This is a genomic window from Paenibacillus sp. FSL R7-0189, assembly GCF_037969925.1.
Taxonomy (GTDB): domain Bacteria; phylum Bacillota; class Bacilli; order Paenibacillales; family Paenibacillaceae; genus Paenibacillus_AQ; species Paenibacillus_AQ odorifer.
The window spans coordinates 2,676,167-2,700,673 of record NZ_CP150223.1 but is presented as its reverse complement, the minus strand read 5'-3'; the positions used below and the strand labels follow the sequence as shown (position 1 = coordinate 2,700,673).

Annotated in this window: 18 protein-coding genes; 2 read left to right on the top strand and 16 right to left on the bottom strand. The window is 44.3% G+C overall.

Translation table 11 applies throughout. The features are described from left to right. Positions 1-30 precede the first annotated feature (30 nt). Entirely contained in the window at positions 31-2,604 is a 2,574-nt protein-coding gene (locus tag MKY63_RS11675) for a DUF2339 domain-containing protein (RefSeq protein WP_339812925.1), read from the bottom strand. Between the two features lie 191 nt (positions 2,605-2,795). On the opposite strand from MKY63_RS11675, the gene MKY63_RS11670 reads away from it, so the two are divergent. Beyond that, the gene (locus MKY63_RS11670) at positions 2,796-3,836 is read left to right on the top strand and encodes a stalk domain-containing protein (RefSeq protein ID WP_339812924.1); all 1,041 of its coding nucleotides are present in this window, start codon (positions 2,796-2,798) and stop codon (positions 3,834-3,836) included. Positions 3,837-4,292: 456 nt separating this feature from the next. Here MKY63_RS11670 and MKY63_RS11665 read toward each other — a convergent pair whose 3' ends face one another. The 8 genes from MKY63_RS11665 to MKY63_RS11630 all read right to left on the bottom strand — a co-directional run bounded on the left by MKY63_RS11665 (position 4,293) and on the right by MKY63_RS11630 (position 12,973). Then, positions 4,293-7,010: a CHASE3 domain-containing protein gene (locus MKY63_RS11665; protein WP_339812921.1), complete on the bottom strand. Its 2,718-nt coding sequence runs from the start codon at positions 7,008-7,010 to the stop codon at positions 4,293-4,295. Between the two features lie 213 nt (positions 7,011-7,223). After that, complete coding sequence (locus MKY63_RS11660; protein ID WP_339813502.1) at positions 7,224-7,931, bottom strand: DNA alkylation repair protein; 708 nt, start codon at positions 7,929-7,931, stop codon at positions 7,224-7,226. 33 nt (positions 7,932-7,964) lie between these two features. Next, positions 7,965-9,539, bottom strand: a complete 1,575-nt coding sequence (locus tag MKY63_RS11655) for a diguanylate cyclase (RefSeq protein WP_339812918.1) — start codon at positions 9,537-9,539, stop codon at positions 7,965-7,967. Between the two features lie 83 nt (positions 9,540-9,622). Then, the gene (locus tag MKY63_RS11650) at positions 9,623-10,144 is read right to left on the bottom strand and encodes a YcxB family protein (RefSeq protein ID WP_036682157.1); all 522 of its coding nucleotides are present in this window, start codon (positions 10,142-10,144) and stop codon (positions 9,623-9,625) included. Between the two features lie 131 nt (positions 10,145-10,275). Continuing rightward, positions 10,276-10,524: a type B 50S ribosomal protein L31 gene (locus MKY63_RS11645; protein ID WP_036682161.1), complete on the bottom strand. Its 249-nt coding sequence runs from the start codon at positions 10,522-10,524 to the stop codon at positions 10,276-10,278. A gap of 223 nt (positions 10,525-10,747) precedes the next feature. Next, positions 10,748-11,536, bottom strand: coding sequence for an SDR family oxidoreductase (locus tag MKY63_RS11640; protein ID WP_036682457.1), 789 nt, complete (start codon positions 11,534-11,536; stop codon positions 10,748-10,750). Between the two features lie 16 nt (positions 11,537-11,552). After that, on the bottom strand, positions 11,553-12,323 hold the full coding sequence (locus tag MKY63_RS11635; protein WP_076099728.1) for a class III extradiol ring-cleavage dioxygenase: 771 nt from the start codon (positions 12,321-12,323) through the stop codon (positions 11,553-11,555). Beyond that, positions 12,320-12,973: an alpha/beta hydrolase-fold protein gene (locus MKY63_RS11630; protein ID WP_076099729.1), complete on the bottom strand. Its 654-nt coding sequence runs from the start codon at positions 12,971-12,973 to the stop codon at positions 12,320-12,322. Before MKY63_RS11630 ends, MKY63_RS11635 begins: the two co-directional genes overlap by 4 nt. Positions 12,974-13,116: 143 nt before the next feature. On the opposite strand from MKY63_RS11630, the gene MKY63_RS11625 reads away from it, so the two are divergent. Next, the gene (locus MKY63_RS11625; RefSeq protein ID WP_076099730.1) at positions 13,117-13,668 is read left to right on the top strand and encodes a helix-turn-helix transcriptional regulator; all 552 of its coding nucleotides are present in this window, start codon (positions 13,117-13,119) and stop codon (positions 13,666-13,668) included. 6 nt (positions 13,669-13,674) lie between these two features. Here the strand turns inward: MKY63_RS11625 and MKY63_RS11620 are convergent, their stop codons facing one another. The 7 genes from MKY63_RS11620 to MKY63_RS11590 form a co-directional block, all read right to left on the bottom strand. Then, complete coding sequence (locus MKY63_RS11620) at positions 13,675-14,526, bottom strand: diguanylate cyclase (RefSeq protein WP_076099731.1); 852 nt, start codon at positions 14,524-14,526, stop codon at positions 13,675-13,677. Further along, positions 14,516-16,612, bottom strand: a complete 2,097-nt coding sequence (locus tag MKY63_RS11615) for a cellulose biosynthesis cyclic di-GMP-binding regulatory protein BcsB (RefSeq protein ID WP_081382518.1) — start codon at positions 16,610-16,612, stop codon at positions 14,516-14,518. The genes MKY63_RS11620 and MKY63_RS11615 overlap by 11 nt, the downstream gene beginning before the upstream one ends. A gap of 52 nt (positions 16,613-16,664) precedes the next feature. Then, entirely contained in the window at positions 16,665-17,915 is a 1,251-nt protein-coding gene (locus MKY63_RS11610; RefSeq protein WP_036682179.1) for a glycosyltransferase family 2 protein, read from the bottom strand. A 27-nt stretch (positions 17,916-17,942) separates the two neighbouring features. Then, positions 17,943-19,493 (bottom strand): hypothetical protein, encoded by a 1,551-nt coding sequence (locus MKY63_RS11605; protein ID WP_076099732.1) that lies wholly within the window; start codon positions 19,491-19,493, stop codon positions 17,943-17,945. Then, entirely contained in the window at positions 19,490-21,043 is a 1,554-nt protein-coding gene (locus MKY63_RS11600) for a hypothetical protein (protein WP_076099733.1), read from the bottom strand. Before MKY63_RS11600 ends, MKY63_RS11605 begins: the two co-directional genes overlap by 4 nt. A 31-nt stretch (positions 21,044-21,074) precedes the next feature. Further along, positions 21,075-22,229 carry a glycosyl hydrolase family 8 gene (locus MKY63_RS11595; protein WP_256717865.1) on the bottom strand — a complete coding sequence of 385 codons (1,155 nt, stop codon included), beginning with the start codon at positions 22,227-22,229 and terminating at the stop codon, positions 21,075-21,077. Positions 22,230-22,398: 169 nt separating this feature from the next. Continuing rightward, positions 22,399-24,444: a catalase gene (locus MKY63_RS11590; protein WP_339812909.1), complete on the bottom strand. Its 2,046-nt coding sequence runs from the start codon at positions 24,442-24,444 to the stop codon at positions 22,399-22,401. Positions 24,445-24,507 lie beyond the last annotated feature (63 nt).

Sequence of the window (24,507 nt, the reverse complement as noted above, 5' to 3'; positions counted from 1 at the left end):
CGTCTTCCTTCCTATTATTCTCTCTGTGTTTTATCCCTTAGTACCATTGCCATTGTCGGTGGTTGTCTGGCCCTCCTCCATCCGGTTTGACACCTTTTGATAGAGATAGGAGATGCCGAGCAAACAGATACCAAAGCTGGCATAGGCTATGATTTTGCTGCCAGTATTCAGCAGACCCAAATCATAGAGCAGCAGCTTGCCCGTGGCCAGCAGCGTTAATCCAAGGCCGAAGCGCCGGATGTACACATACCTTTTGCGGAAGCCATACATGATAAATAGAACGGCTAACAGTAGATAAATGAGACTAAAAATTAACCCTGCATCACTCAGTTGCAATTGCACTCCTAGGAAAGCGGTGATAATGCCGAGTAGATAAATCGCCATGAAAACAGGATAGATCTCCATACTCTTAAACTGGCGATTCAGTGCTGCAATCAGCAGATCACGTCCGCTAAACCAAACAAAGATATTAAAGATAATCAGTACGGCCAGTGCGATATAATCAGCTGCTGTATTTTGCGCGAGATTATTTTGCAGACTTGGCAGGCCTACTGTAATCACTATACAAATGACGTAGCCAATCCCAAACAGAAGTCTCACAAAATATTTAACAATCGTGTCATACAGCACCTTAACCTTTGGCAGCACGTAAGCCAGAACCAAGGTCCATACCGCGGACAGCAGCAAGTTATAGAAGGTTCTATGCGCAAAATCCTCCGGTACAACCAGATGATACAATCTTCCCGATTCATACAAGCCGTAAATCCAGAAATTTAATAACGCCGCATATTTGAACCACAACGCTAAGGTGATTTCATAAGGTTCGCTGCGCTGAAGAGCATCCTTACGGTTATGCTGAACAGCATACAACACCGCGACAATCAGCATGCCTGCTGTGATAAAGACATATTTTAGCGGGAAGTAGACATCTCTAAAATTCGTCCATTGATAGTCTGCGACCCACTGCGTCGGTACATTTAGACAGAAGAATACTACAAGGCAGAGCATCATAATGCCCCAGCCTGCCCTTTCCATCCCCTTAAAGCGGTTCAGATTGCCATACAGCGTAAGAACGACGGCCTCAATCAGCCAACCGATGGACCACCAAGCCGCTCCAAATTGAAATGGAATCATCAATATGCCGAAGGTCAGTGAAGTGGCATAGAACAGCAGCATGCTTTCTTTTTCCTGTGGCATCAGCTTCTCGAGCCCTCGACCCAGACCGAGATACAGCAGGCAGAAAAGCAACGCCAGTGCACCATTGTAATCCTTCAGTCCTGCATCCATAAATAAAATATACAAGGTGAGACAGCTAATAAACGTATTACATCCTAAGAGAGAGAAATCCCACCAGGACAGCTTGGAACGATATTTGAACGGGTACCACAAGGTAATTCCCAGATACATCGCAAAAGTCAAAACAGCATAACACATATTAATTCCGTTGCTATCCGACAAAGCTATTAATATGAGCATGGAGGGTGTATTAAATAAGTAGCTGATATAATTGACAACGTTCCAGCGTTTGCGGAAAGAAATCAATAAGATGAATAAATTCAATAGAAACAAGTAACCCATAGCCACATAAACCGCGTTGCCCGAAAGGCCAAACGCCCCCAGATAAGAGTATAAGGGCAGATATCCTCCGATTAAGCCCAGCGCACAAATACTCCGTGATTCATACCTTAAAGACAGGAGTACCGCAGTTAAAGTAACGAGTACAGACAAGGATAACCCTACATATATACTAATAATATCAAGCAGAAAATAGCTATAAAAAATAGAGCCATACAGCACCGAAATCCCGCCGCCAAGCAGCCCTAAAGCGAAGGTGCCTTTTCCTTTGCGGTATAGCCACTCCCCGCCTCCCAGCATCAATAACCCCAGTAGAAAAAAAGCGCTTCCCTTCATATAACCTGTGAACCAGTTGGAATAGGTATACCGGAAGCCTGCCCCCACCGCCAAAATCAACAGCAGAATGCCCAGCTTGTTAATCCAGCTTAGTCCAATCTTCATTTCGATCTGATTTTGTTTTCTTCGGCGCTTAAGCACCTCTTCACTGATCTCTTCCGAAGCAAAATCATGTAATCCATTATCCATGCCCGAGTTGAGGCGAAGCTCCGCTTCCCTCAGTCTCTGCCGCTGTGCCAGCACACGCTCATTTAATTCTGCCGCCAACGCCCCGAGTCGACTGGATATCTCTGCTTGTTCCTCACCCAGCTGCCTGGAGGCTGTGTGGTACAGCTGCTGAATATGGCGTTTCGTCTCCACTTCAAAAGCCGTCAGCCGATCCGTATGAGCGTGGCTTCTAGAGGCAAAATAAGTCTGCAGCTTCTGCCTCGACACTTTAAGAATGCCCAGCTTTTCATCTAAAATTTGTTCCGTTAGCGCAACTCTTAGCTCAGTATTCTCTTCTTGAAGCTTACCTACCTGAGTCTTTAGCTCGACCAAAGCGAGCTTATGCTTCTCATATTGCTTCTTCAAGTATTCATTCTCGTTGACCAGATCGTGACTTTCATATTCCGCAATCAGAGCCTCATATTCCTTAATAAGCCCGTCCTGCTGTACCTTCATGAATCTCAGTCGATCTTTGAATGACTCCATAGCGCCTCCTTATGTGAGCGATTGTTAATACTTACATATTACTACATATAGCTGGGGGGTCTTATGCTTTTTTTATATTTGCAATGAATGAAGATTACGATCGGGATGCAAAAAAACTGCAACATTTTGGAGGGGTGTCCCGTCAGAATAATAACAACACTAACAAAAGATTTTAAAAGGAGCTCACAACCATGAACAACATTTTAAAAACAAGTACAGTTCTTTTAACTTTGTCCCTAGCACTTTCTACAGGAGCAGCTTATGCTGCACCCACCACAACTTCTGCTAAAAATGAGGCTACACAAACCTCCGCTAGCGTTAATCAAAAGACGTTTGCGATTGAAATCAACGGATCGACTATTAAAGAAACAGGCTTCCAAAGCACAAGCGGTAAAGAGCCGATGGTACCACTACGTTCAATTACTGAAGCCCTTGGATTTGAATTAACCTGGAATGCACAGAATAAATCCGTTGAACTTATCAATGGCGCTGTATTCACTACAGTGAAAGCTGGAGAAGATCGTTATAGTATCAACAAAATGAATACAACACTTGGAACTGCACCACAATTGGTTGACTCCACTTTGTATGTCCCAGCTTCCTTTTTAAGCGAAGTAATTCATCAAAACATGACTGTGAAGGGAGATTCCATTGTGATCAACACAAATGCCGCCGAGCAGCACATGACTAAGACTGGTGTGATTACAGCAGTCTATGATGGTGGTAAATACCAATCCGTTCAAATCCAAGGTGTAGGTACGGATGGAATCGTATTAAATGTAGGGGAAGATACGGCTATTGAGATGGCTGACGGCACTAAAATTGCACTCAAAGATCTCCATATCGGGATGACAGTAAAAGCAGAACACTCCATGGTCATGACTATGAGTCTTCCGCCACAAACACCAACTTACAAAATCACCGTTCTGGATAAGCAAAAACAAGATGATCTTCTAGGTACTGCTGGTACTATTGAAAAAGTTCAAAAAGACGATAAGGGAAATATCAGTATCACTGTTAAAGGTAGTGGCCTGAGCGAATTGTCACAAAAAGAAGTAGTACTGCGCATTAGCGAAGACACAGTGCTCATTAACAAAGACGGCGAAGCTGTTAAAAGCAGCGAGCTTGTTAAAGGCACAAAAGTTATCGGATTCTACAGCCCAGTGCTGACCAGAAGCCTGCCACCCATCGGCACAGCTGTCAAAGTTGTAGTAGATTCTGCGCAACAATAAGAGAGACACTGGAATCTTATTAAAAAGATTCCAAAGAGACATTAAAACAGCGATCCTTCCGTTATGGGAGGATCGCTGTTTTGCGTTATAGACTATAGGTTGGCTGACTCGCTTCAGCCGATTTGTGAGGTAAACGAAAGCCGGCTGAACGCTTGGTCACACTTTTACTTGCCTTGCTGCAGAGTTTTAGATGATCATAATCGCGAGCCTTACGGACCCAGCTGACGTTATTTGCGATTTTTCCGCCTTTAGAGCAGCGTTTCAGACTCCAGCGCCACTATTCATTAAAAAGAGGGGCATATTCGATGTTTTTTATGCCAATAGCGTCAGTGGGGTCCGTTAGAATTACAGATGTGGTAAAAAGCTGTGTTAACGGTCAGCTGTGTCCGATAGAGCAGATTATAGTTACTTCGTTCGCGCAACTTCACTCGAGTTGTCCGAAGTTAGAGGTCTAGCTCATGAATCGCTAGCCAGTATCAATTGCATCAACGCTAATAAACGTTCCAGGTTAATCGGCTTGCTAAGATAATCTGTTGCCCCAGCCTGTAGGATTTTAGCCTTATCTTCCTTCATCGCTTTTGCAGTCAGTGCAATGATGGGAATATCCTTCTTTGCGGGCATTTGTCTGATCCGATTGATTGCCTCATACCCGTTCATCACTGGCATCATAATATCCATAAGAACGATATCTACAGAAGCCGCTTGCTCCAGTTCATACAGGCCGCTCTCTCCGTTAGTAGCTGTAGTTACATGCAGCCCGCGCTTTCTTAGGGTATTTGATAAAGCGAACAAATTCCGTTCATCATCATCCACGATAAGTACATGCTTTTGATTCAGAGAAGTGAAGTCAGTACGTGTATCCTCAGCCGTTGTAGCGGCAAGTACCACTCCACTCCCGATCTCTTGAATAACAGTCGCTTGATCAGCCACTTCCTCAAGGCTTGGAGCCTCAAGCTGCAAAGGCAAATACACTGTAAAGACACTGCCCACACCCTCTTGGCTCTCCAGCGTAATTCTACCACCAAGTAATGTTGCCAGCTCTCTGGATATGGATAAACCAAGCCCAGTTCCCCCATATTGACGTTCTGTATTTCCATTCGCCTGTTGAAATGCTTCGAAGATAATTGACTGTTTGTCTTCTGAAATCCCAATTCCAGTATCTTTGATGGCGAAGGCAATAAATTCCCCTGTATACGAACCTGCCAAATCCAGCAACTCGTCCTTAGTTGCTAAACGGATTTCCAGAGTGACTGCGCCTTCCGCTGTAAACTTAAACGCATTGGACAGCAAATTTATAATAATTTGCCGTACTCTTTGAGCATCCGAATAGAACAGCGGGGGTAAGTCCTCTCCGAGCTGTATTTGCAAAGGAATCTCTTTTTTGCGGGAAAGCTGACTGAAGTTCTGGATCATTGCCTCCGGAATCTCCGATATATTTATCGCTTCAATTTCAATATTCAGCTTTCCTGCCTCAACCTTGGACAAATCCAGAATGTCGTTAATCAGCGCCAGCAGATCTTGTCCCGAAGAATGAATGGCTTTTGAGAATTCAATATCCTCTTCGCTTAGAGCTCCCGACTGATTCTCCATAAGAAATTCGGAGAGCAGCAGAATGCCGTTCAGCGGAGTTCGCAGTTCATGAGACATATTAGCCAGAAACTCAGATTTATATTGTGAGCTTTGCTGCAATAACTCTGTGTATTCACTAAGCTCCATTTGAGCTCTTTCCGCCTCCAATGACTTTTGTTCCGCCAGCAGATTCTTATCCTCCAGCTTTCTATTTGTTGCATGCAGTGACTCCGTTTGGATCTGCAGCTCCTCAGACTGAGTCTGTAGTTCCTCGGTATATACCTGTAGTTCTTCGTTTAGACGCTGAGATTGTGCCAGAAGTTGGTCAATCTTCATACTGTTAATCGTGCTGTTAATTGCAGAGCCAAAGGCATTCGAAATAGACCCTAGGAACTTAACCTGCAATTCCGTAAGTGGAGCAAAGGCGGCGATTTCCACCACAGCAACTACCTCACCCGAAAAAGAAATCGGCATTAACAGAAGCGCCTTCGGTGCAGAAACACCCAGCCCAGACTGTATGCTAATATAATCCTCCGGCAGATCCTGTATTTGCATCAAACGCGCCTCTTTAGCACATTGTCCAACTAGACCTTCTCCGGTCTGGAATGCCCGCTGATCTGGAATGTTACTGCTTCCGCCAAAAATAGAGACTCTCTTAAAGAAATCCCGATCATGATCCTGTGTTCGAACATATAAGGATCCATATGGGTAATTGATCACTTCTGCGGTTTTGCCAAGAAAAATATCGCCCAGTTGCGAGATATGTGTGATGCCCTGATACCTCGCCAACAGTTCGTTTGCGTTAGCCTGAATCCATATCCGTTCTTGTTGCGTGTCTATCAGATGATTCGTAGCTACGCTCAGATCCCTGATCTCATCATTCGTGGTGATCTCTATCCTTGTCTTCATATCTTCGTCAGATTCCAATTCTGCAATCGTATGGGTAACTTTACGAACCGTACTAACGATGGAGCGTGAATTGATCCACGAAGCGACCATCGCGGTAACCGCTATAATTGCCCAAGCAATATAAAGAAGCTCTAGCAATAATTTATTCTTATCTGCTTGTCTAGCTATCAGACTGTTGGTGTTCTCTTTCATCGTCTCGCGGTAAGTGCTGATCTGATTACGAATCCGATCCATTTGATCTTTGCCATCGTCGGAATTAAAGTATCTTAGGAGCTCAACGTCCTGTCCCTCTTTTTTCAACTGGATCACATAATTTCCGGACTGTTCGATCCATTGCTTAATTTTACTTTCAATACCCAACAGACGCTGTAGCTGTAAAGAATCATTAGCAGTCAGCACGTAGAGCTTATCATAATTAGCCTCCCATTCAGCCTTACCCAAATTGTAGGGCTCCAGATACTTGTTATCGCCGGTGATGACATATCCGCGTTGTCCGGTTTCCATATCCAAAATATTCTTCTCAATTAGATTAGCTAAATTAGTAATCTCTCGATCCTGATGAGAGATGAAGCTGGTTTCCCGCTGTAGAGCATTGATTCTTCCATGCATGACAAAAACGAATCCTAATAGACAGATCACGATTAAAACTGTAATTGACAGTATTTTATACTGCAAAGTGAATCGGCGTTTGTTCACAACTAGCCTCCGTCCTGTCTTCTAACTATAAACCCCTTTCTATTCTACATCATTGTAAAAGATTACTTGAATAAGGCTTCATTAATTCTTCTATGTAAATTTTGACTGCTGCTAATTTAAACAATTTCCGCAGGGTTGAAACACTTGTTTTTCCCGGAATAAAAAAAACCCCACAAGTGCCTTTCACCTTGAAGGGTTACCTAAATATCTAACTTAGCAAATACAAGTTTTCTTCTTCACACCAAGCTTCCCAGCTTGTTCAACCTTAGCAATATAATCAACAGCCATAGGAACTTTACAAGCGGTTTGTCCCATGTTCACCTGGACCTTACCTATACCTGCTGCGATCTTTGCTGCCTCCTCATGCAGTTCTGTGATACTGCTGCCCACCATAATTAAGAAAGTATTCATCGTATAACGGACACGATTCCGCTCCCGATGAATAGTAGCGCCTACTTGTTGTAACAACTCCCTAATTTCAGCGATGTCCAGCTTATCATCCGGTGTAATTGAAATGTAATTGGCATAAGTGCTCCAGCCGCAAATGGCTATTAGTTCATCCGAGGAACGAATCCACTCTCTCGCAAGTTCCAATCCATATGGACTCTCTGCGGCGAGAGGGGATACTATATATTCCACTACCGCATGCCAACTGACCGCCGAAGCCCAGCTTTGAAGCTCTTCCTTCGTCATACTCTTAGGATTGACCGTTAGTCCAGCCAAATACATTGCATCGTAATTGCCTGTCTGATACAAAGCCCTTGCCAGACTCTGATCTTTTTTCACATCCTTAACCAGCTTCTTCATATCCCCTACCTTTACTCCAAATAAAGGTTCCACTGCGCCATGTCGTAAGAAAGTACGTTTCGTCTGCTCTGTACCCATCTCCTCAAGCTTGCTCATCACTTCATCAACAGTCAGATTCATTAGGCCACTCCCTTATCTTCGATGTTCTTATCCCTTTACCGCTTCTCTTATGATCGGTTCACGACCTAACGTAACTCTGTTCTTCCCTGTATTCTTAGAGTGATATAACGCTTCATCCGCTTCCCGATATAAATCTTCGAAAGTCACCTCTCTACGCTCCGTAAAAGAGATTCCGATACTTGCGGTAAGATGAATGCTATCCTGTTCATTCAAGATTATCGTGTAATCACTCATCATTGTACGAAAATCCTCTGCTTCTTTTAAGGCTGCACGTTTATCTTCAGCGAAAAAGCATACAGCAAATTCCTCGCCACCTACTCTTCCAGCAATACCTTTATTCTGGTATACCTGAAGTATTTTATTCGAGAAATCAACTAACGCCTGATCGCCCGCTAAATGACCATAAGTATCATTAATTAATTTAAAATCATCGATGTCAAATAACAGCAGAGCCAACCCTAATCCATCCGGGATCGTTTGATTCTGAACCCTTTGCATGAAATGCCTGCGATTATAAAGCCCTGTCAGATCGTCAACCGTTGCCTGATAGACCAGTTCACGCTCATATCGCTTTTTCTCACTATGATCACTAAACACAATAAGCATACCCTTATTCTCTGTTGTCGCATGTTCCGTAGCAATTAAAGAAACCCCATAACAGAGCTCCTCTGCACCAGAACAAACTACCTCAAACTGTCCTTCCGTCCTCTGATTGTAATGAGCTGCAATGTCTTTGTGAGACTTCGTAAAAAGATCAATGTTTTTTCCCATCCAATTATCGTTCGTTATTCCGGTAATGTCGTATAAAATAGCAGTCGCCGCATCGTTTATGCCAATGATATTATCATAACGGTCAGTCAGAACTACGCCGTCTTTCATGTGCTCTAGAATTTTGTTTTTGGTTAGAGGGAAGATGGTTAATTTGGAGCTAACAAAAAGTGCAAAATAAGCCGCTATAATCGCAGGCAAATAAGTAAACGCCGTAAAACCTGTAATGATAATCTTCAAGAGGGGGAGTAAAAAGACGGAAATAACCGGAACCAGCAAACCCGCCAACAGCAGGACATTAGTCCGCAAATAAACTCTCGGGGTATTTAGTAGGGAAACTGCAAGCAAGCAGACTGCATATAGCCCAAAAAGCTGATCATACGCAATAAAAGCCATACTAAGGAGCGTAGGCTTTACAGCAATTCCACTAACACCCGCAACCGTCAGGACGGACACTTCACTGCGCATCAGATGATGATAGCTATCCGTAAAAATAAGAAGTACATCCATAACAATAGGGATAGAGAAGATTGCAATCTTCACGGGCAGGCGCCCTGTGGAAGGAGATACGTATTCTTTTACCACAGCATAAGTAAAGAGCGCACTAAAAAAAAGCGGAGCCTGCTGCACATTCTTCCACCACAGCTTAGACTGAAAAGAGAGTGACATAATCTCTCCCGCCGTTGCAACAAATATAAGGCTGACTAACAGCATTAAGATCCACAAATAGCGTCTGCCTGCTAACTTACGGTGCCGATAGGAGCTGACGCCCATGTACAGACTTAGAACACTGCCCATTAATAAGTAATACGGATATCCCTGAATCCATGGCATGCCATATTTCTCCTATTTTTCAAGTCGCTCCTATCATTATAGCCTAATCCTTGGTACAAATGAATCAACAATAACAGCACATCTTATGCCTTAAATTTCACCCGATTGGAGAACATATATTTTCTGGCTAAATCCTTAAATGTTATTTTATCTTGTGCCGATTCAAAGAAACGTTTAGGGATAATCAGCGCTCTCTGTGTGGACACAAAAAACACAAACAAGTTCGTAGTTTCACCTATCTTATGTATCTCTTCCCACTTCACTTGTCCAGTGCCCGCTTCGGAAAGATAAGATATGCCTTCATCTGAAATCGTATAATTTTGCGGTTGCTGAATTAGGCTATCTGTTTTGAACGCCTTCTTGGATTTTTTGATCAAGCTTGCCTTGGTCATATACCATAAGACAGCGGCAAGAATTATAGCAGTCACAGCCAGGATTGAGATGCTTTGAGTACTGTAATCCTTAGTAATTAATAACAAAATCATAAAGTAAGCGACTACGCTAAAAGAGTTGAGTATAATCCGGCTATTCAAGCTGAACCATAAGTTAAACTCCTGAACGTCTTCACTCTTTAGGACTGTATCTACTTTTATTACATTTTCCATCACTGATCGCTCCCTCGACGCCATGTATATTTTTAAATTCATCTCATTTTAACATGCCTGAACACAAAAAAGGGACATCCCCGAAGCGATTGCTTCTACATGGGTTGTCCCTCTTCAATCCGTAAGGATTCTTATTTCTTTTGTGCAAGACGTTGTTTGAACTTGTCAACACGGCCGCCTTGTTCTGTATCTCTTTGTTTACCAGTGTAAAATGGGTGGGATGCGGAACTTGCGTCCACACGGAGCACTGGGTAAGTGTTGCCGTCTTCCCATTCCATAGTTTCATTGGATGATTTAGTAGATGCACTCAAGAATTTGAAGCCTACGCTTGCATCCAAGAAAATCACTTGGTTGTACTTAGGATGTATGCCTTCTCTCATTCTAATCGTCCTCCTTCTGAATAAATTCGTGGAGCCTTTATGGTAAATTATCCAAATGATCTGTAGGTTTATATATAGTATAACCTAATAAACGTAGGAAAATTCGTAAATCTTACGATTTAGACCACCGCTCCATCATACGCTTATTTAGAGCACAAAGCAACTAATATTGAAATTACTAATATTTCCATAACCTTTCAAAGCCTACCCATAACGCCGGAGGTTAGAGCGATTTCACCATTCCTCCATCGACTAAAAGAGATTGTCCCGTAACATAAGTATTCGCAAAAGAGCCTAGAAAAACAGCAGCCTTGCCGAATTCTTCGGGCGTGCCCAATCTTCCTAACGGGATTTGCAGCAGCGCTTCCTCTTGAATCTGCTCCATAGGGATCCCCTCTGCTTGTGCACGTTTGCCGTCTAGTTGAAGAATCCTGTCGGTTGCAATACGCCCTGGAGCGATCGTATTAATTAAAATGCGATCCGCAGCCAGCTCAGTAGCCAAGCTCTTGGTCAAGGCATACACGCCAGCGCGAAAAACATTGGAAAGAATTAGTCCCTCAATAGGCTGCTTGATAGAAATCGAGCTTATATTAACGATTCGCCCTGCCCCAGAAGAGCGCAGATGCGGCAGTGATTCACGGATCAAACGAATGGTGCTCATCAGTGTGAGCTCAAATCCTTGGTTCCAATCCGCGTCTTCCATATCAGCGAAACCTCCGCCATGAGGCCCCCCCGCATTGGTCACTACAACATCAAGCCCACCGTTTTGGGCTACAACCGTTTGAATAGCATGTACGATATCCTCTGGGACAGTCACATCCATCTGAACAATGTTCACCTGCTGTCCTGTGGCTGCCTGAATCTCTTTCTGTGCGTCTACAAGCTGCTCCATACTCCTGCTGGCGATCATTACCTTCGCCCCCTCACGGGCGTACTCCAGCGCAGTTGCGAGTCCTAACCCTTTACTTGCTGCGGCTACAAAAACTGATTTCCCACGAAGTCCCAAGTCCATCATTAATGCCTCCTTCTTAATTAAACTCCCAACAGCTAAGACTTAAATTGCCATACTGATAACTTCGGTGCAGCAGCTTCGCTTCTTTCCCTTTATCGCCAGCCCCCATAGCTATTATCAGAGGGATAAAGTGCTCATTAGTCGGCACTGCATCAATACCATAGGGAGCAAGCTCCTGATAGTTAAATAGCGACTCTGTATCCCAAGCTTCCACCCTGTGCTGCAGCCAGTCATCGAATGTCTCCGCCCATTTCTCGACGTTCTCCATTCCCCACTTCACGCTACGCAAATTATGGACGGTTCCACCGCTGCCAATAATCATAATATCCTGCTCACGCAGCTCAGATAAAGCCTTACCCATTAAATATTGCTGTTCATTGGACAGCTCTCGATTAACTGACAAAGACACGACAGGAATATCTGCATTCGGATAGATTAATTTAAGAATAGCCCAAGCTCCGTGATCTAGTCCACGCTCTGTATTTAATTTGCTGACAATCCCATTCTTGTGGAACAGAGACATAATTTGCTGTGCAACCTCATTGTCTCCTTTGGCAGGATAAGTCATTCGATACATCTCATCTGGGAAGCCATAGAAATCATAGATGGTGTCGAAAGTCTCCATAACTCCAACCGACTGTGTGTGTTCTTCAAAATGTGCAGAAAATAGAACAATCGCTTTAGGTTTGACATTCCTCTCAGCGAGCTCCCCAAGAAATTTCGTATATGCATTGTTATCAAGTACCAGAGAAGGAGCACCGTGGGCAATAAAGTATGAAGGTATCATAGTTTATCACTCCCTAAGTTCTGCAGTAACCAAGCGATCAGGTCCTGCTGATTCTGCGGTAATACACCATGATCCGAAGGATAAGTTTTAAAGGTTAATAATGGGGTTAGACCTTCGAAATAAGCGGCTGTTTCTGTCCCCACTGAAATTGGAAATACAGAATCATATTCACCATGCGAGATGAAGACCGATACCTCCTGCACACTCTTCAGCTCATAATCTGTCTTCACAAACCCCGGAACATAACCGTTCAGCGCCACAATTCCCCGAAGCGAATTCCCCATTGTAAGAGCGAGTGTCATGGACAAAATGGCTCCTTGACTGAAGCCAAGCAGATAACGGTGTTTAGCATCTATAGGATATTTGTCGGTGGCGTATTCGATAAACTGCTGCAATTGCGATACAGCCTGATCAAACTGCTCACGGATGGGATGACCTAGACTTTTGAGATCATAATATTGAAATCCAGCCCCTAAAATCATATTTCCCCGAATCCCGATAATAATAAACTCTTCAGACAAGGGCTCGACAAGTCCGAACATATTCTTCTCATTGGAACCTTTGCCATGCAAGGTGAAGATAACCGGATAAACCCGATTCACATCGTAGCCGGAAGGTAGAGTGACATCATATATATAAGGTGCCTTCATACTAAACACTCCTTCAAAATATTTGTAATACAAAAATAATATTTGTAAGGATAATATTATAAACCTCTGGCTAGTATGTCAATTAATAATTTGTTAATATAAAAATATATTTGCTATTACTAATATTAAAAGGGGCTTTACTTATGAATATAGGTTCAAACATTCGTACAATCCGTAAAAGAAAACATATAACGATTGCCCAAATCTGTGAAACTACTGGCCTGTCACAGGGTTTTATGAGCCAGGTTGAGACTAACAAGACCTCTCCTTCGATCGCAACCCTTAGCCTGATTGCGGATGCGCTGAACGTTCCGTTGGCTTATTTGCTGTTAAAAAAAGAAGAGCGGATGCAGGTGGTACGATCCGAGGAGCGGCAAATCACCAGTAGCGGAAGTGATCGACTGCAAGTTGAGCATTTAAGCTCAGCAGGTGGTGTACGAATGGTGCTTGTCCATTTCCCTCCGGGTACTTCCACGGGCGAAACTCCGCAGGCGCACGAAGGCAAAGAGGTCCATTTAGTGATAAAAGGTGAGGTTTATGCGGAGCAAGGTGAAGATTTCGGGATGTTCCAAGCGGGGGATTCCTTTAGCTGGAATGCCTGTGTGCCACATCTGGTCATAAATAAAGGCGATGAGCCGGCAAGCGTGCTCATCGCCATCCATACAGAGGCTGATAGTGAAACTGTTGATTTTTAAGCTGGCCTACACGTCGTACTCCAGCTGTTTTTTGGCCTGAACAATGAAATCCAGCGGATTCTCAATCGTGCCGGCCTGGTATTCGACCGCCCCAATCTTAAGACCCAGGCTGACCTTATATTTTCTGGAGAAATTATTGTCATTCAACTCCTGAAGCTTGAGCTTAATCCGCTCGATCACAATCTTCGCCCCATCGCTGTCCGTGAACAGCAGCAGGCCCCATGTTGCTTCATCCTTATCTAGCAGATAGAGTGCATCATTGGTACGAATACTCGCCTGACTAAGCTGAGACACGTCATAGATAGCTTCTGCCAGCTGATCTTCAGGAATGATCCGTCTGATCTCTTTCCAATACTTCACCTTCACCACTAGCAGGGTGAGCGGAATCTGATAGCGGGTCGAAATGCTTGTAAATAATGTAGCATCCGTCTGAAAAGAAATACTGTTCCGCAAATTTGTGTTTTCATCGACGATAGCCATATTGGCAGTCTTTTTGCGTAGCTGCTCATTCTCCACCTGCAAATCACGGCTGCTTAAAGTGAATACCCATAGAACGACCGTTAATAGCGGAGTCATAATTAACCAGAAATAAGTATTCAGGCTAATCGTCTCCCCTAGCGTTATCGTCTGGTACATCGTGTAGAATCCGTAAGCAAAGATAAACACCAGATTCAAGACCAGCCCTGCAGTGACCGTTGTAAAATACGTAACAATGGCCAGAATAAAAGCCACCGTTAAAATGATAATATTCTGGAGGTAATCATCCGGTGCCCCGGCAATGAAGACGATACAGAGGAACGATAACATCAGGAATGATAAGAGAGCGATGTCCGACACTAAGCTGCGATTACGTCTCACGCTTATCACCACGTTTCTTCATGTGTTTGCGAAGCAGTAGGATCAGCGATAGAACTACCAGCGTCAGCACCAGTAAAATCACGATGATAAAACTGAGTACATCCGACCGTTCCATTATTTTCTGGGCCACAGAGTCCTCGGCTGCTCCAGTGATCGTTTTGAAACGGTGTGCGCTGACATTACCGTCTTTATCAACGATTGCACCATCGCCAAACACCTTCCACTTGTCCCGTTCTGTAGCGAGCAGCTTCGATCCTAAGTAATACTCTTCCGAGCTGACTCCCGTAACCGCGAGCAATGCACGTCCCGCCTCAAATGGGGAATCAATCAGCTGCAGTGTTCCGATTCGTGCGCCGTATTGCTCTTCAATACTCATTTTCTCATTGGAGCGAATTGTGGTTCCATCTCCGTTATATTGAAAATAAAGCTTAGCATTCTGATCACGGATCACCTTATTATTCTTATAAGCACCAATAACGATGATATTATTATTTTTCAAATGATCGGCGCTGACAGTATCGGTATAGAACTGGATATTCCCTATATTTCCGCTGGCATATTTACCAAGCAGATTAAAGATATTCGATACACTTAAATAGGCGTAATCATCCATTTGTTCGGGCAGTACAACCGCCACATGATTATAGATCCCATCGCGGATGAACGGATATGGATAGTTATTAAATAAGAGATCCGTGCGATCCTTCGTATTCAGCTGCATTACAGAATCTTTACTGATATAAGCCCACGGCATTTGATCCCGATCGATAATACATCTGGCTCCTTCGATCTCCAAATCAAAAGCCACTGTCACCGAGAAATTTCCGGATATATTCAAGTTCTGAGGCACCGAGAGATTAAGAATATCGCCATTCGCCAGTTCCTTGGTCAGCTTCTTACTGCCAATCGGAGTATTATTGATGCTCACGGTAACCAATGAACGAGTAAAATCCAAATTCTGTGCATAACGGAAATCCAGGCTGATTTTACCGGAATCGGCAATCGAGCGGTTCGCTGGCAATGAAATAAAATACGTCTGCTCCTGATGATGTGCCCCGGTCAGTTTATCACCTGTTTCAGTGAACGTGATGTTAGAGCTAATCGAAAGCGCAGGTGCTGACACTTCTGTAGCATCCGTTACTGTTTTCAGATCACTAGTGATCTGCCCGATCAGCTCTGGATTAGCAATCAAACGACCCGCTTTAATCAGCAAGTTCTCATCCTTCGAGGTTACAACCAAGGTGGGCTGGGTATCCTTATTCACTAGCTGGAGCAACGCGTGCGTACCCAAATCTTCAGTGGAGCTTAGCTGAGCTTTCAGCCCGCTTGGTACTCTGTCATACATAGCTACCAGTACAACTGCGGCCTTATTCTGCACAGTGTCTGCCCGGTAGGGAAGCAAGGGAATAGTCTTATCATTTAACGTAATCCCCTTAACAAACCCGGAGAGCGCATAAGTGGCTGCTTCCATTTCTGCCGCCGTGCTTTTGTCCGGTACAGTCAGAATACTCTGATTCTTCGTTAAGGTATCTATCCCGGCGAATCGCTCGCTGAAGTCACTGATCCCTCCACTCAAGGGCTTTGCGGTATAAATCACGTTAACACTGGACGTATTGAACAGATGCAGCCAATTATCCGACGTTTCATCGACCGAACAAAAGAGATCATCTTGACGATCTGTCTTCAAATAGCCCTGAATGCCCAGCGTATTCGTCCCTTTTTTCAGAAACCCCTTGGGCGCCGCAAGGGTCAACAGCTGTTCGCCGTTGTCTTGTAGTGACGGACGAAACGTATAGAACGGGCTGCCGTTTAGCGTTAAGGTAACACTAGAAATCTGCTCTTCGGTAATTTGTGAAATTTGAAAATGCAGTTTGATCTTTACTTGATCCACATTCCAATAATCCAGAACCTCAAAATATTGCTGCTGGGCACTCGAACCTGTTAAGGACGAGTCTGTTCCCGTGAATGAGGTTGTATAAGTAGACTTATGATCCTGTGGCAACGTCTCTGCGGCAGCAGGATGGATTGGAATTAAGAAAAGGGAGAGGCAGGTTAACAGTATAACCAGCTGTTTTTTTATCTTCATGTTCTGTTTCTCCTGTGATTACATTTTTCTCATATGACTTTTTGGTGCCTCGTTAGTAGCGCTCCGTCTTATACCATTTGGCTTCTCTTTTGAAGATGAGGTCTTTCAGGTATAGATATAATCCGTTAGCCGCGACAACCATCCACAGCTGGCAATAAGACACATACATCAACATTACAATCCCTAGATTGGACAAGCTCATCTCGCCCTTTTCTGTTGTTAGCGTAATGAAGGTCCCCACAACGAATAAAATAATAGCGAGCAGCCATAAGAAATTACTAAGACCTGCAATAGTAGTATGCACATAACCCAAAGCATGCAGGATCAGCAGCACATCCGAGGTGATTAACGACAGCAGCAACAAGAAGTAAATGGATAGAAAATAAAGAATATCGAACCGCACCTTTGCGGCCGATTTATTGAACAGCAGCGGGATATTTTTGACAATGACATAAATATTGCCCTTCGCCCAGCGGGTTCGCTGCTTGAACCAGACCTTCAGGGTCTGTGGTTCCTGCTCCCACGTGACGGATTTGGGCTGGAACTTGATTTGGTAACCCATCATATAAATCCGGAAGCTGATTTCTGTATCCTCGGCTATCGCTTTGACATCCCAGCCACCGATGCTTTCCACAATAGACCTGCGCATAATGAAATTGGTTCCCGGAATAGTGCAAAGCTTGAACAGCTTCCAGCGCCCCGCTTGAGCCATCCATTGAAAGGATAAGGTCTCAATATTAATGAACCGGGTCAGTAAACTTGCATCACGATTACGGGTCCGGAACTTCCCAATCACCGCACCGAGGCTGGAATCATGCATGATCTCAGCAACCAGATAACGCAAAGCTGTTTTCTCCGGAGTATTGTCGGCATCATAAATGGCGATTAGCTCCCCTTTACAGCTGGTAAAGCCTATATTCAAGGCATTGGATTTGCCTTTGCCTCCTGTAACTGCATCCGTATTAATGACTACCAGCTGACGCCCCGGATTTCGGGATTGTATGCCCGCAAGCAGCTCAGCACTGTTATCAGAGGAATTATCATTAATCACAATAATCTCATACCGATCTTGCGGATAATCCAGCGCCAGCAGAGATTCAACCGTCTTACAAATCACTACCCCCTCATTGTGAGCGGGAACCATAATTGAAACAAAAGGATATTCACCCTCTATCTCTGGTATGTCCTCATTTTCGGATTTAATGTAATATAGATAGCCCGCGATAATGAGGGTCACATTCACCAGCAGCAGAGACCAAATACAGATCACCGCAATCACCATCAGCACGTCTGAAATCGTCATAGGGTCCTCCAAATCACGATAGTTGTCTCATTTCAAAAACTTTCTGCGATATAACCGGTATCCGATCATCAGCAATCCGCCAAACAGCAGCAGAGAAATCATGATCACAACAATAAAAAATTGATTCTGAATATTAAAAAGTCGGGTGAAGCTCTTTTGCTGTTCCTCTGTGTAGCGATAATCGCTATCTACTGTTTCCGGTGTATAGTCCAGGCTTAGAGGTTGTCCATTAATAGAAATCATTCCATCTAGTGAGGAGATTGTGTTCTGATCAGTAACGACCTGGTGCTCTTCTTGCTTATAATCGGCAAAAGAAACCCAATTCCGTTCCAGACTTTGCAGCATTTCTTCAAGCTGACGCTCATCCTCGGGCATGTCGACGGTGATTACAGTATCCATCGGCAATTGCGGTATCACTTTATTGGATGTAGGCAAAGCCTGAAGAAATTCCAGCGGAACGCTATATAAAGAGGATGGAAAGGATTTAGAGGTGTCGCTCTGCTCCATATAATCAATCTGTTCATCCGGATATAACACCACGGAATCAAAAAAGCTCATCCCCGCTTCTGAATACTCTTTGTCATACGACCAATGCATTTCCGCCCCGACTCCAAGCGGCCCAAGCCCATTTTCGGCCAACAGATTGATGAAATCATTCATCTTTCCTTTAAGCGTATGGTCAATGGAGCTTATCGTTGGCATCACCACTGGGGCATTGACCAGAATGCTTCCATTGCTGGATTGCACACTTTTCATGGCCACTAAATAACGCTGCATGGCCGGATAATCGGTATTGCGGAACACAGGCCGCACACTTGCAAGAAACGGAATCCCCAGTTGATACAGCCGCTCACCCGTTTCTGCCAGCAGTCGCAGATCGGAGAAAGGATAGATTTCTTTGATCGCAAGGTACATTTTAGGAGCAGCAGTGATATGGAGCCAATCCTTCAGAACATGCGCCATCCCCAGCGTACTGACATTCCCTTGTTCAAAATATGGGGCATATGTATCATTCCCCTTACTCACAGCGTACGGTGCTTGCAGACCCTCCTCCGCAAAAGAGAGTTTCCCAAAGGATTTGACCGCCTGACTCGCTGCAATATAAGGCATATCCTGCACCTTAGCTTGAATTCCGGAGAACTGTCCAATTTCGAGCTCAGCACTCCCGTCATAGATCACATCAGTGGTTAGCTGTAACGCCTTCATTAGACTAGCGGGTGGGTTGTACCCAATATGCAAATACTGCCCCTGATAATGCTCCCAATCCTCTATATAGGATTTATTCGTGATCGAAATATCCGCTTCGTTACGGACCATGATCACTCTGGAGTAATTTTTCAGCATCCCCTGCTCGTATTGATCTAGGCTTCGAAGTGTAACCTTTGTCGAGTAAGCTGCCAGCAGACGTTGAAGTTCAGTCACATTTCCATCCTTAGCGGTCCCCTTGGCAAGGCTGTCATAGAGCAGTAAGACTTGTTGTGGCGATGCAGCAGATTGAACAGGAGTGGCGGGAAGCAATAGGATGGTTAAGCTCAGCGTCAGCAGCAATATACAGTATAAGATCCCTCTGCGCTTCAAACACTCACATCCTTTTGAGGCTTTGTAAATGGACTAGACGTGGTGGGGCTCTCGTTAACCGGCTTTTTACGATTTTTGGAGAATCTGCGTCCGATCACACTAGATACTGTCAGAAAGGTCACCAAATCAAAAGATAAAGTGAACAAGAATTCATGCTTGGAAATGTCGGCATCACCAGCACCGATAATCGATACAAAAATGCCTGAAAGACCAATGCCTATCGTAGCGACAATCAATACCATCCGCTGCAATCCTCTAAAATTACGTGCCTTAATGGCTGTTACGAAGGAAGGCATATACAGACCGATGACAAGCACTGTCCAAAGGAAGATAAAACCTATCGTTCGTGGTGCTAAAGCTTTTTTCAGCTGACTGTATCCAGTAAAAAAGTGACTCTGTGCTCGAAATTCCTTCCCAACGGATTGCTCGTAATTGCCCATCGCCGCTGGTTTGATCGAGAATGCACTTTGAGCAGCTACATTAAGAATCGAGTTAAGCTGATCCGGATTCGATATATAGTATTTAAGGATCGAAACAAATCCGTAACGACTGTAAAAGTTCTCTTGGAGGATTGGTGAATTCACATCAATAGTTCCGTATTTCTCGTAGTAAATGCTATTCTTCAAGATGGCATATTGTTCATTAATATCGAATGACTTCAGTGCCTTCTCCGGATCGGAGGAATCCTTCAGCACCCCGCGGGTCATGGCATGGAACTGGTTAATATTCACGAACTCATCCGAGATATTCAAATAGGTGAACACACCCGCGAACAGGATCAAAGCAAGGGAAACCATTGTCAGAATGCGAAATATTTTATCCCTGCGAATCCAAAGGAGCGAACACCCCAGAACCGCAATGATTATACCCACTGGCGCATTTTGCTGCTTGGAAGTAGTCAGGATGATCGTACTGATCAAGAACAGGGCCAGCAGCACATAGTCATTGTATCTTTTTTGATATAACAACAACCAAGCTGCGAACATAGTAATCATCGTGATCATCACGACGCTCTCGCCGTAAAAGGAGTTGAAATAAGCGGTATACCCGGTATCTCCAAATATAAAAATAGCAATACCTGCAGTGACCCATCCCTGCTTGCGGGTCATCCCCCATGTAACAGCCTCTATTAATAAGTAGATCGCCGCAACATATAAAATCGTATAAATGACTGCTTGAAACCGGATATCGAAAACCTCGCTGCTAAAAAACAGCTTATTAAGTCCAATGGCCAGCTTGATAAATAGGGACTGCGAAGAAAATAATGTCGCGCCATTCTCATTAAAATATTGAAAGATTCCATATTGCTTTACAAAATAACCAAAGTATTGCTCGTCATAATCCGGCAGATTGAAATAAATTCCGTTACTATAGATGCTGCGAAAAAAATCACCATTATCCGCCATTCCGACATACGGGGCGGTAAATAAGGCTATGATGGTTATAAGCAACACTCCAACAGCAGTGATAAAAGCCGGGGACAATGGCAACGGTAGGTTAGCGAGTGTCATCCCCTGCCTCAGAGGTGATTTCACCGTGTTGTTTATCATGCAGATTCACCTTCGTTACTATAGGTTTAAATTAATAGACAAAGGCCAATGATGCCATCAGATTATCAAAGGAATAGGCTTGGCCACTAGCTACATCGCCGAAGCCTCCATACAGTGAGCTGCCGGCATCGGTTATTCTGAACTCGTTCATTCTTTCAATGCTTTTGCGATAGAGTGCATCGTCTCCGATCTCGGCACCAATCATAGCCGTAATAGCGTAAATGGCTGTTGAGCGAATATCGTTAAGCGGCTTTCCCTCACGCGAATATTGTCCATATAATGTGCCAGCTTCGACCTGCTGCTTGATATAATCAATGCTGGAGGATTTCTGCTGGTCTACCTCTGCCAAAGCCAGAATAGACAGTAGCGATTCTACTGTATTGATATTCTCCGAAGTATAGGTTCCACTCTCATAATTAAACCTTGTTTCATAGAAGGGAAACTCATCTGATAAATATCCATCTTTCAGTATAACGCTCATATTATTCAACAAAAATTCACGAGATTCTCCAGAAACCGACAATTTTCGCATTGTACCTAAATCAATATAACATAAAGTAACGAATGTGTTGGTTTTTTTGTAATTTTCATCATAGAAGTCATACATATATCCATTTTTTACATTATAGTTATAAAATCTTTCACCATACTTATCCGCTTCCTCTGTATAGTGTTTATCCCTAAACGTATCCCCCGCTTCATAAAGCGCACGAATGATACGTAAGTCATCAACGGCAGCATTCACAGGATATAATTTCTGCTGTTTAGGGCTATATCGGTAGCTAAAACCGCCCTTCATATCAAAGGTTTGCTTAGCCAGCGCCCATTCTTCTGCAAATCGCTCTTTCTCACCACTCCGTACGGCTGCCAGCATCCTCAGAGAGGCAGACTCACTTAGAATCTCATGGCCGCTTGCCGCTTCCCCGGATTGCTCTGTTTCAATTAAATTCGTATAAACACCGGACGAGCCGGTAAGCTTCGTAACAATAAATTGCTCTAAAGCATCCAATTCCTGTGAATGGTCCCCCACATCATTATTAGCCGAACCCGTAGGATTCGGTGGCTCTGTTGTATGAACATCCGCGGAGGGCGAGGGTGTTGATGCCGGCGTTGCTGTTTGCTCGCATGCTGTTAATGCTGTAAAACCTATAAGTACCACTACAGCAACAGCTATCTCTTTCCTCAAAAAATCACCTCCCTAAGCATCTGCTTATATTGCCTAGTATTATCTATAACGGTAATATACATCACATACTTAATCCAAATGTTAAATTTATGAAACTATTAGATGAAAAAAAGAGGCATCCACACGCCTTCTGACGAGCAGACCCCTCTTTTTCTATCATCTATTTACTTTATTCCATACGTTCCCAAAAACGATGGGCAGAAATGGCCGCAACGAAGCTAGCCGCAAAAACTTCCCCACCATCGCCTATTACGACGCCCGGACTGCTTCTGTGTTCATCTGTTGCAAGCAGCTCAGCAAGTGTTGTGGTCATCGCGATGGGTTTAAAATGTGCATATGCTTGGTTGAGGAATAGCGCTGCATCTTTATGGAATTTCTTGCGCTCTGCATTTCCACCAGCCGCATAAATCGCATCGAAGAGCACCGAATCTGTAGTGGATAAGGTGTGGATGACTTCAAGCTCTGTGCCGTTTGAGCCTTTAATAAATCCAAGCTTATCACTGATTAGCTCCGGTTGAATCCCAGCTCCCATAAGCGTGTCCAATACAGGCATTACCGCAGCTTCATCAAAACCATCCCCGATAATCACGCCTACTTTACGCGTGTTGGGATGTTTTTTCGTATTAGCCTGACTTAAGGCTGGGGAAGCTTGAGTGACCTCAGAACCGCCAACTTCTGGAGCCGCTACTCCAATGGCTTCTGCCACAGGTACAGCAAGCTCGGAGGTAATGTTAGCAAGCATATTTACGACCTGCTGTCGGACCGACTTACTCTTAACCTTTCCAAGCTCAAAAGAATAAGCTTCGATAATATGCAATTGTTCCGGAGGGCTCATACTATTCCAGAATAACTTGGCTTGTGAAAAATGATCCTCAAAGCTTTTACTCCGGCTCCGTACCTTACGGCCCTCAACCTTTTCTTGATAATGCACATAACCGCCTTCAGCCTCTGGGACAGGTCTCGGCGTATTTTGGGCCAGAGAATTATTATGATAACTCACAGTGCCCTGATTAATCGTCTGCCGCCCATATCCGTCACGCTGGTTGTTGTGGAAAGGACACACCGGTCTATTAATCGGCAATTCATGAAAGTTAGGACCCCCAAGCCGAATCAGCTGGGTATCCGTATAAGAGAATAGTCTGCCCTGAAGTAGGGGGTCATTGGTGAAATCAATACCAGGCACTACATGTCCAGGGTGGAAAGCCACCTGCTCCGTTTCGGCAAAAACATTATCCACGTTGCGGTTCAAGGTCATTTTCCCAACGATCTGCACGGGCACGTCTTCCTCTGGCCATAGCTTTGTAGGGTCCAACACGTCGAAATCAAACTTGAATTCATCTTCTTCACTAAGAAGCTGAATGCCCAGCTCATATTCCGGAAAGTTGCCGGCTTCAATCGATTCCCATAAATCACGTCGGTGGAAGTCAGGGTCCGCTCCTGATATTTTCTGTGCTTCGTCCCACACCAAAGAGTGTACACCAAGCACTGGTTTCCAATGGAATTTAACAAAATGTGCTTTCCCCTGCTCATTGATCAGACGGAAGGTATGAACCCCAAACCCTTCCATCATCCGGAAGCTTCGCGGAATGGCGCGGTCAGACATCAGCCACATCGCCATATGGGCCGATTCCTGGTTATTGGCGATGAAATCCCAGAAGGTATCATGGGCTGATGCCGCCTGAGGCATTTCATTATGCGGCTCCGGCTTAAGCGCATGCACTAGATCAGGGAACTTAATCGCATCCTGTATAAAAAAGACCGGCATATTATTGCCTACCAAATCATAATTGCCTTCTTCGGTATAAAATTTGGTCGAGAAGCCCCGGGCATCCCGCACAGTTTCGGCTGAACCCCGTGATCCTGCTACCGTTGAGAATCGGACAAACACCGGGGTCTTTACGGACGGATCTTGAAGGAATTTCGCCTTCGTATATTCTTTCAACGATTTATATACTTCAAACTCCCCGTGGGCGGCAAATCCGCGTGCATGCACGATCCGCTCAGGAATCCGCTCGTGATCGAAATGGGTCATTTTTTCCCGAAAATGAAAATCCTCCAGCAAGGTTGGCCCCCGGTCACCGGCTTTTAGGGAGAACTCATCCTCGGACACTTTCAATCCCTGATTGGTTGTTAAAGCGTGACCTTCGTCCTTACTGCGAAACTGTTCCAGATGCTCATTTTTGCTATTTCCGTTCACTTTTTGCTGTTCACTCATTAACAATGGCTCCTTCCGAAAGGTAGAGTAACGATAATATTCATCTCTTACCCTTAAGGAAGG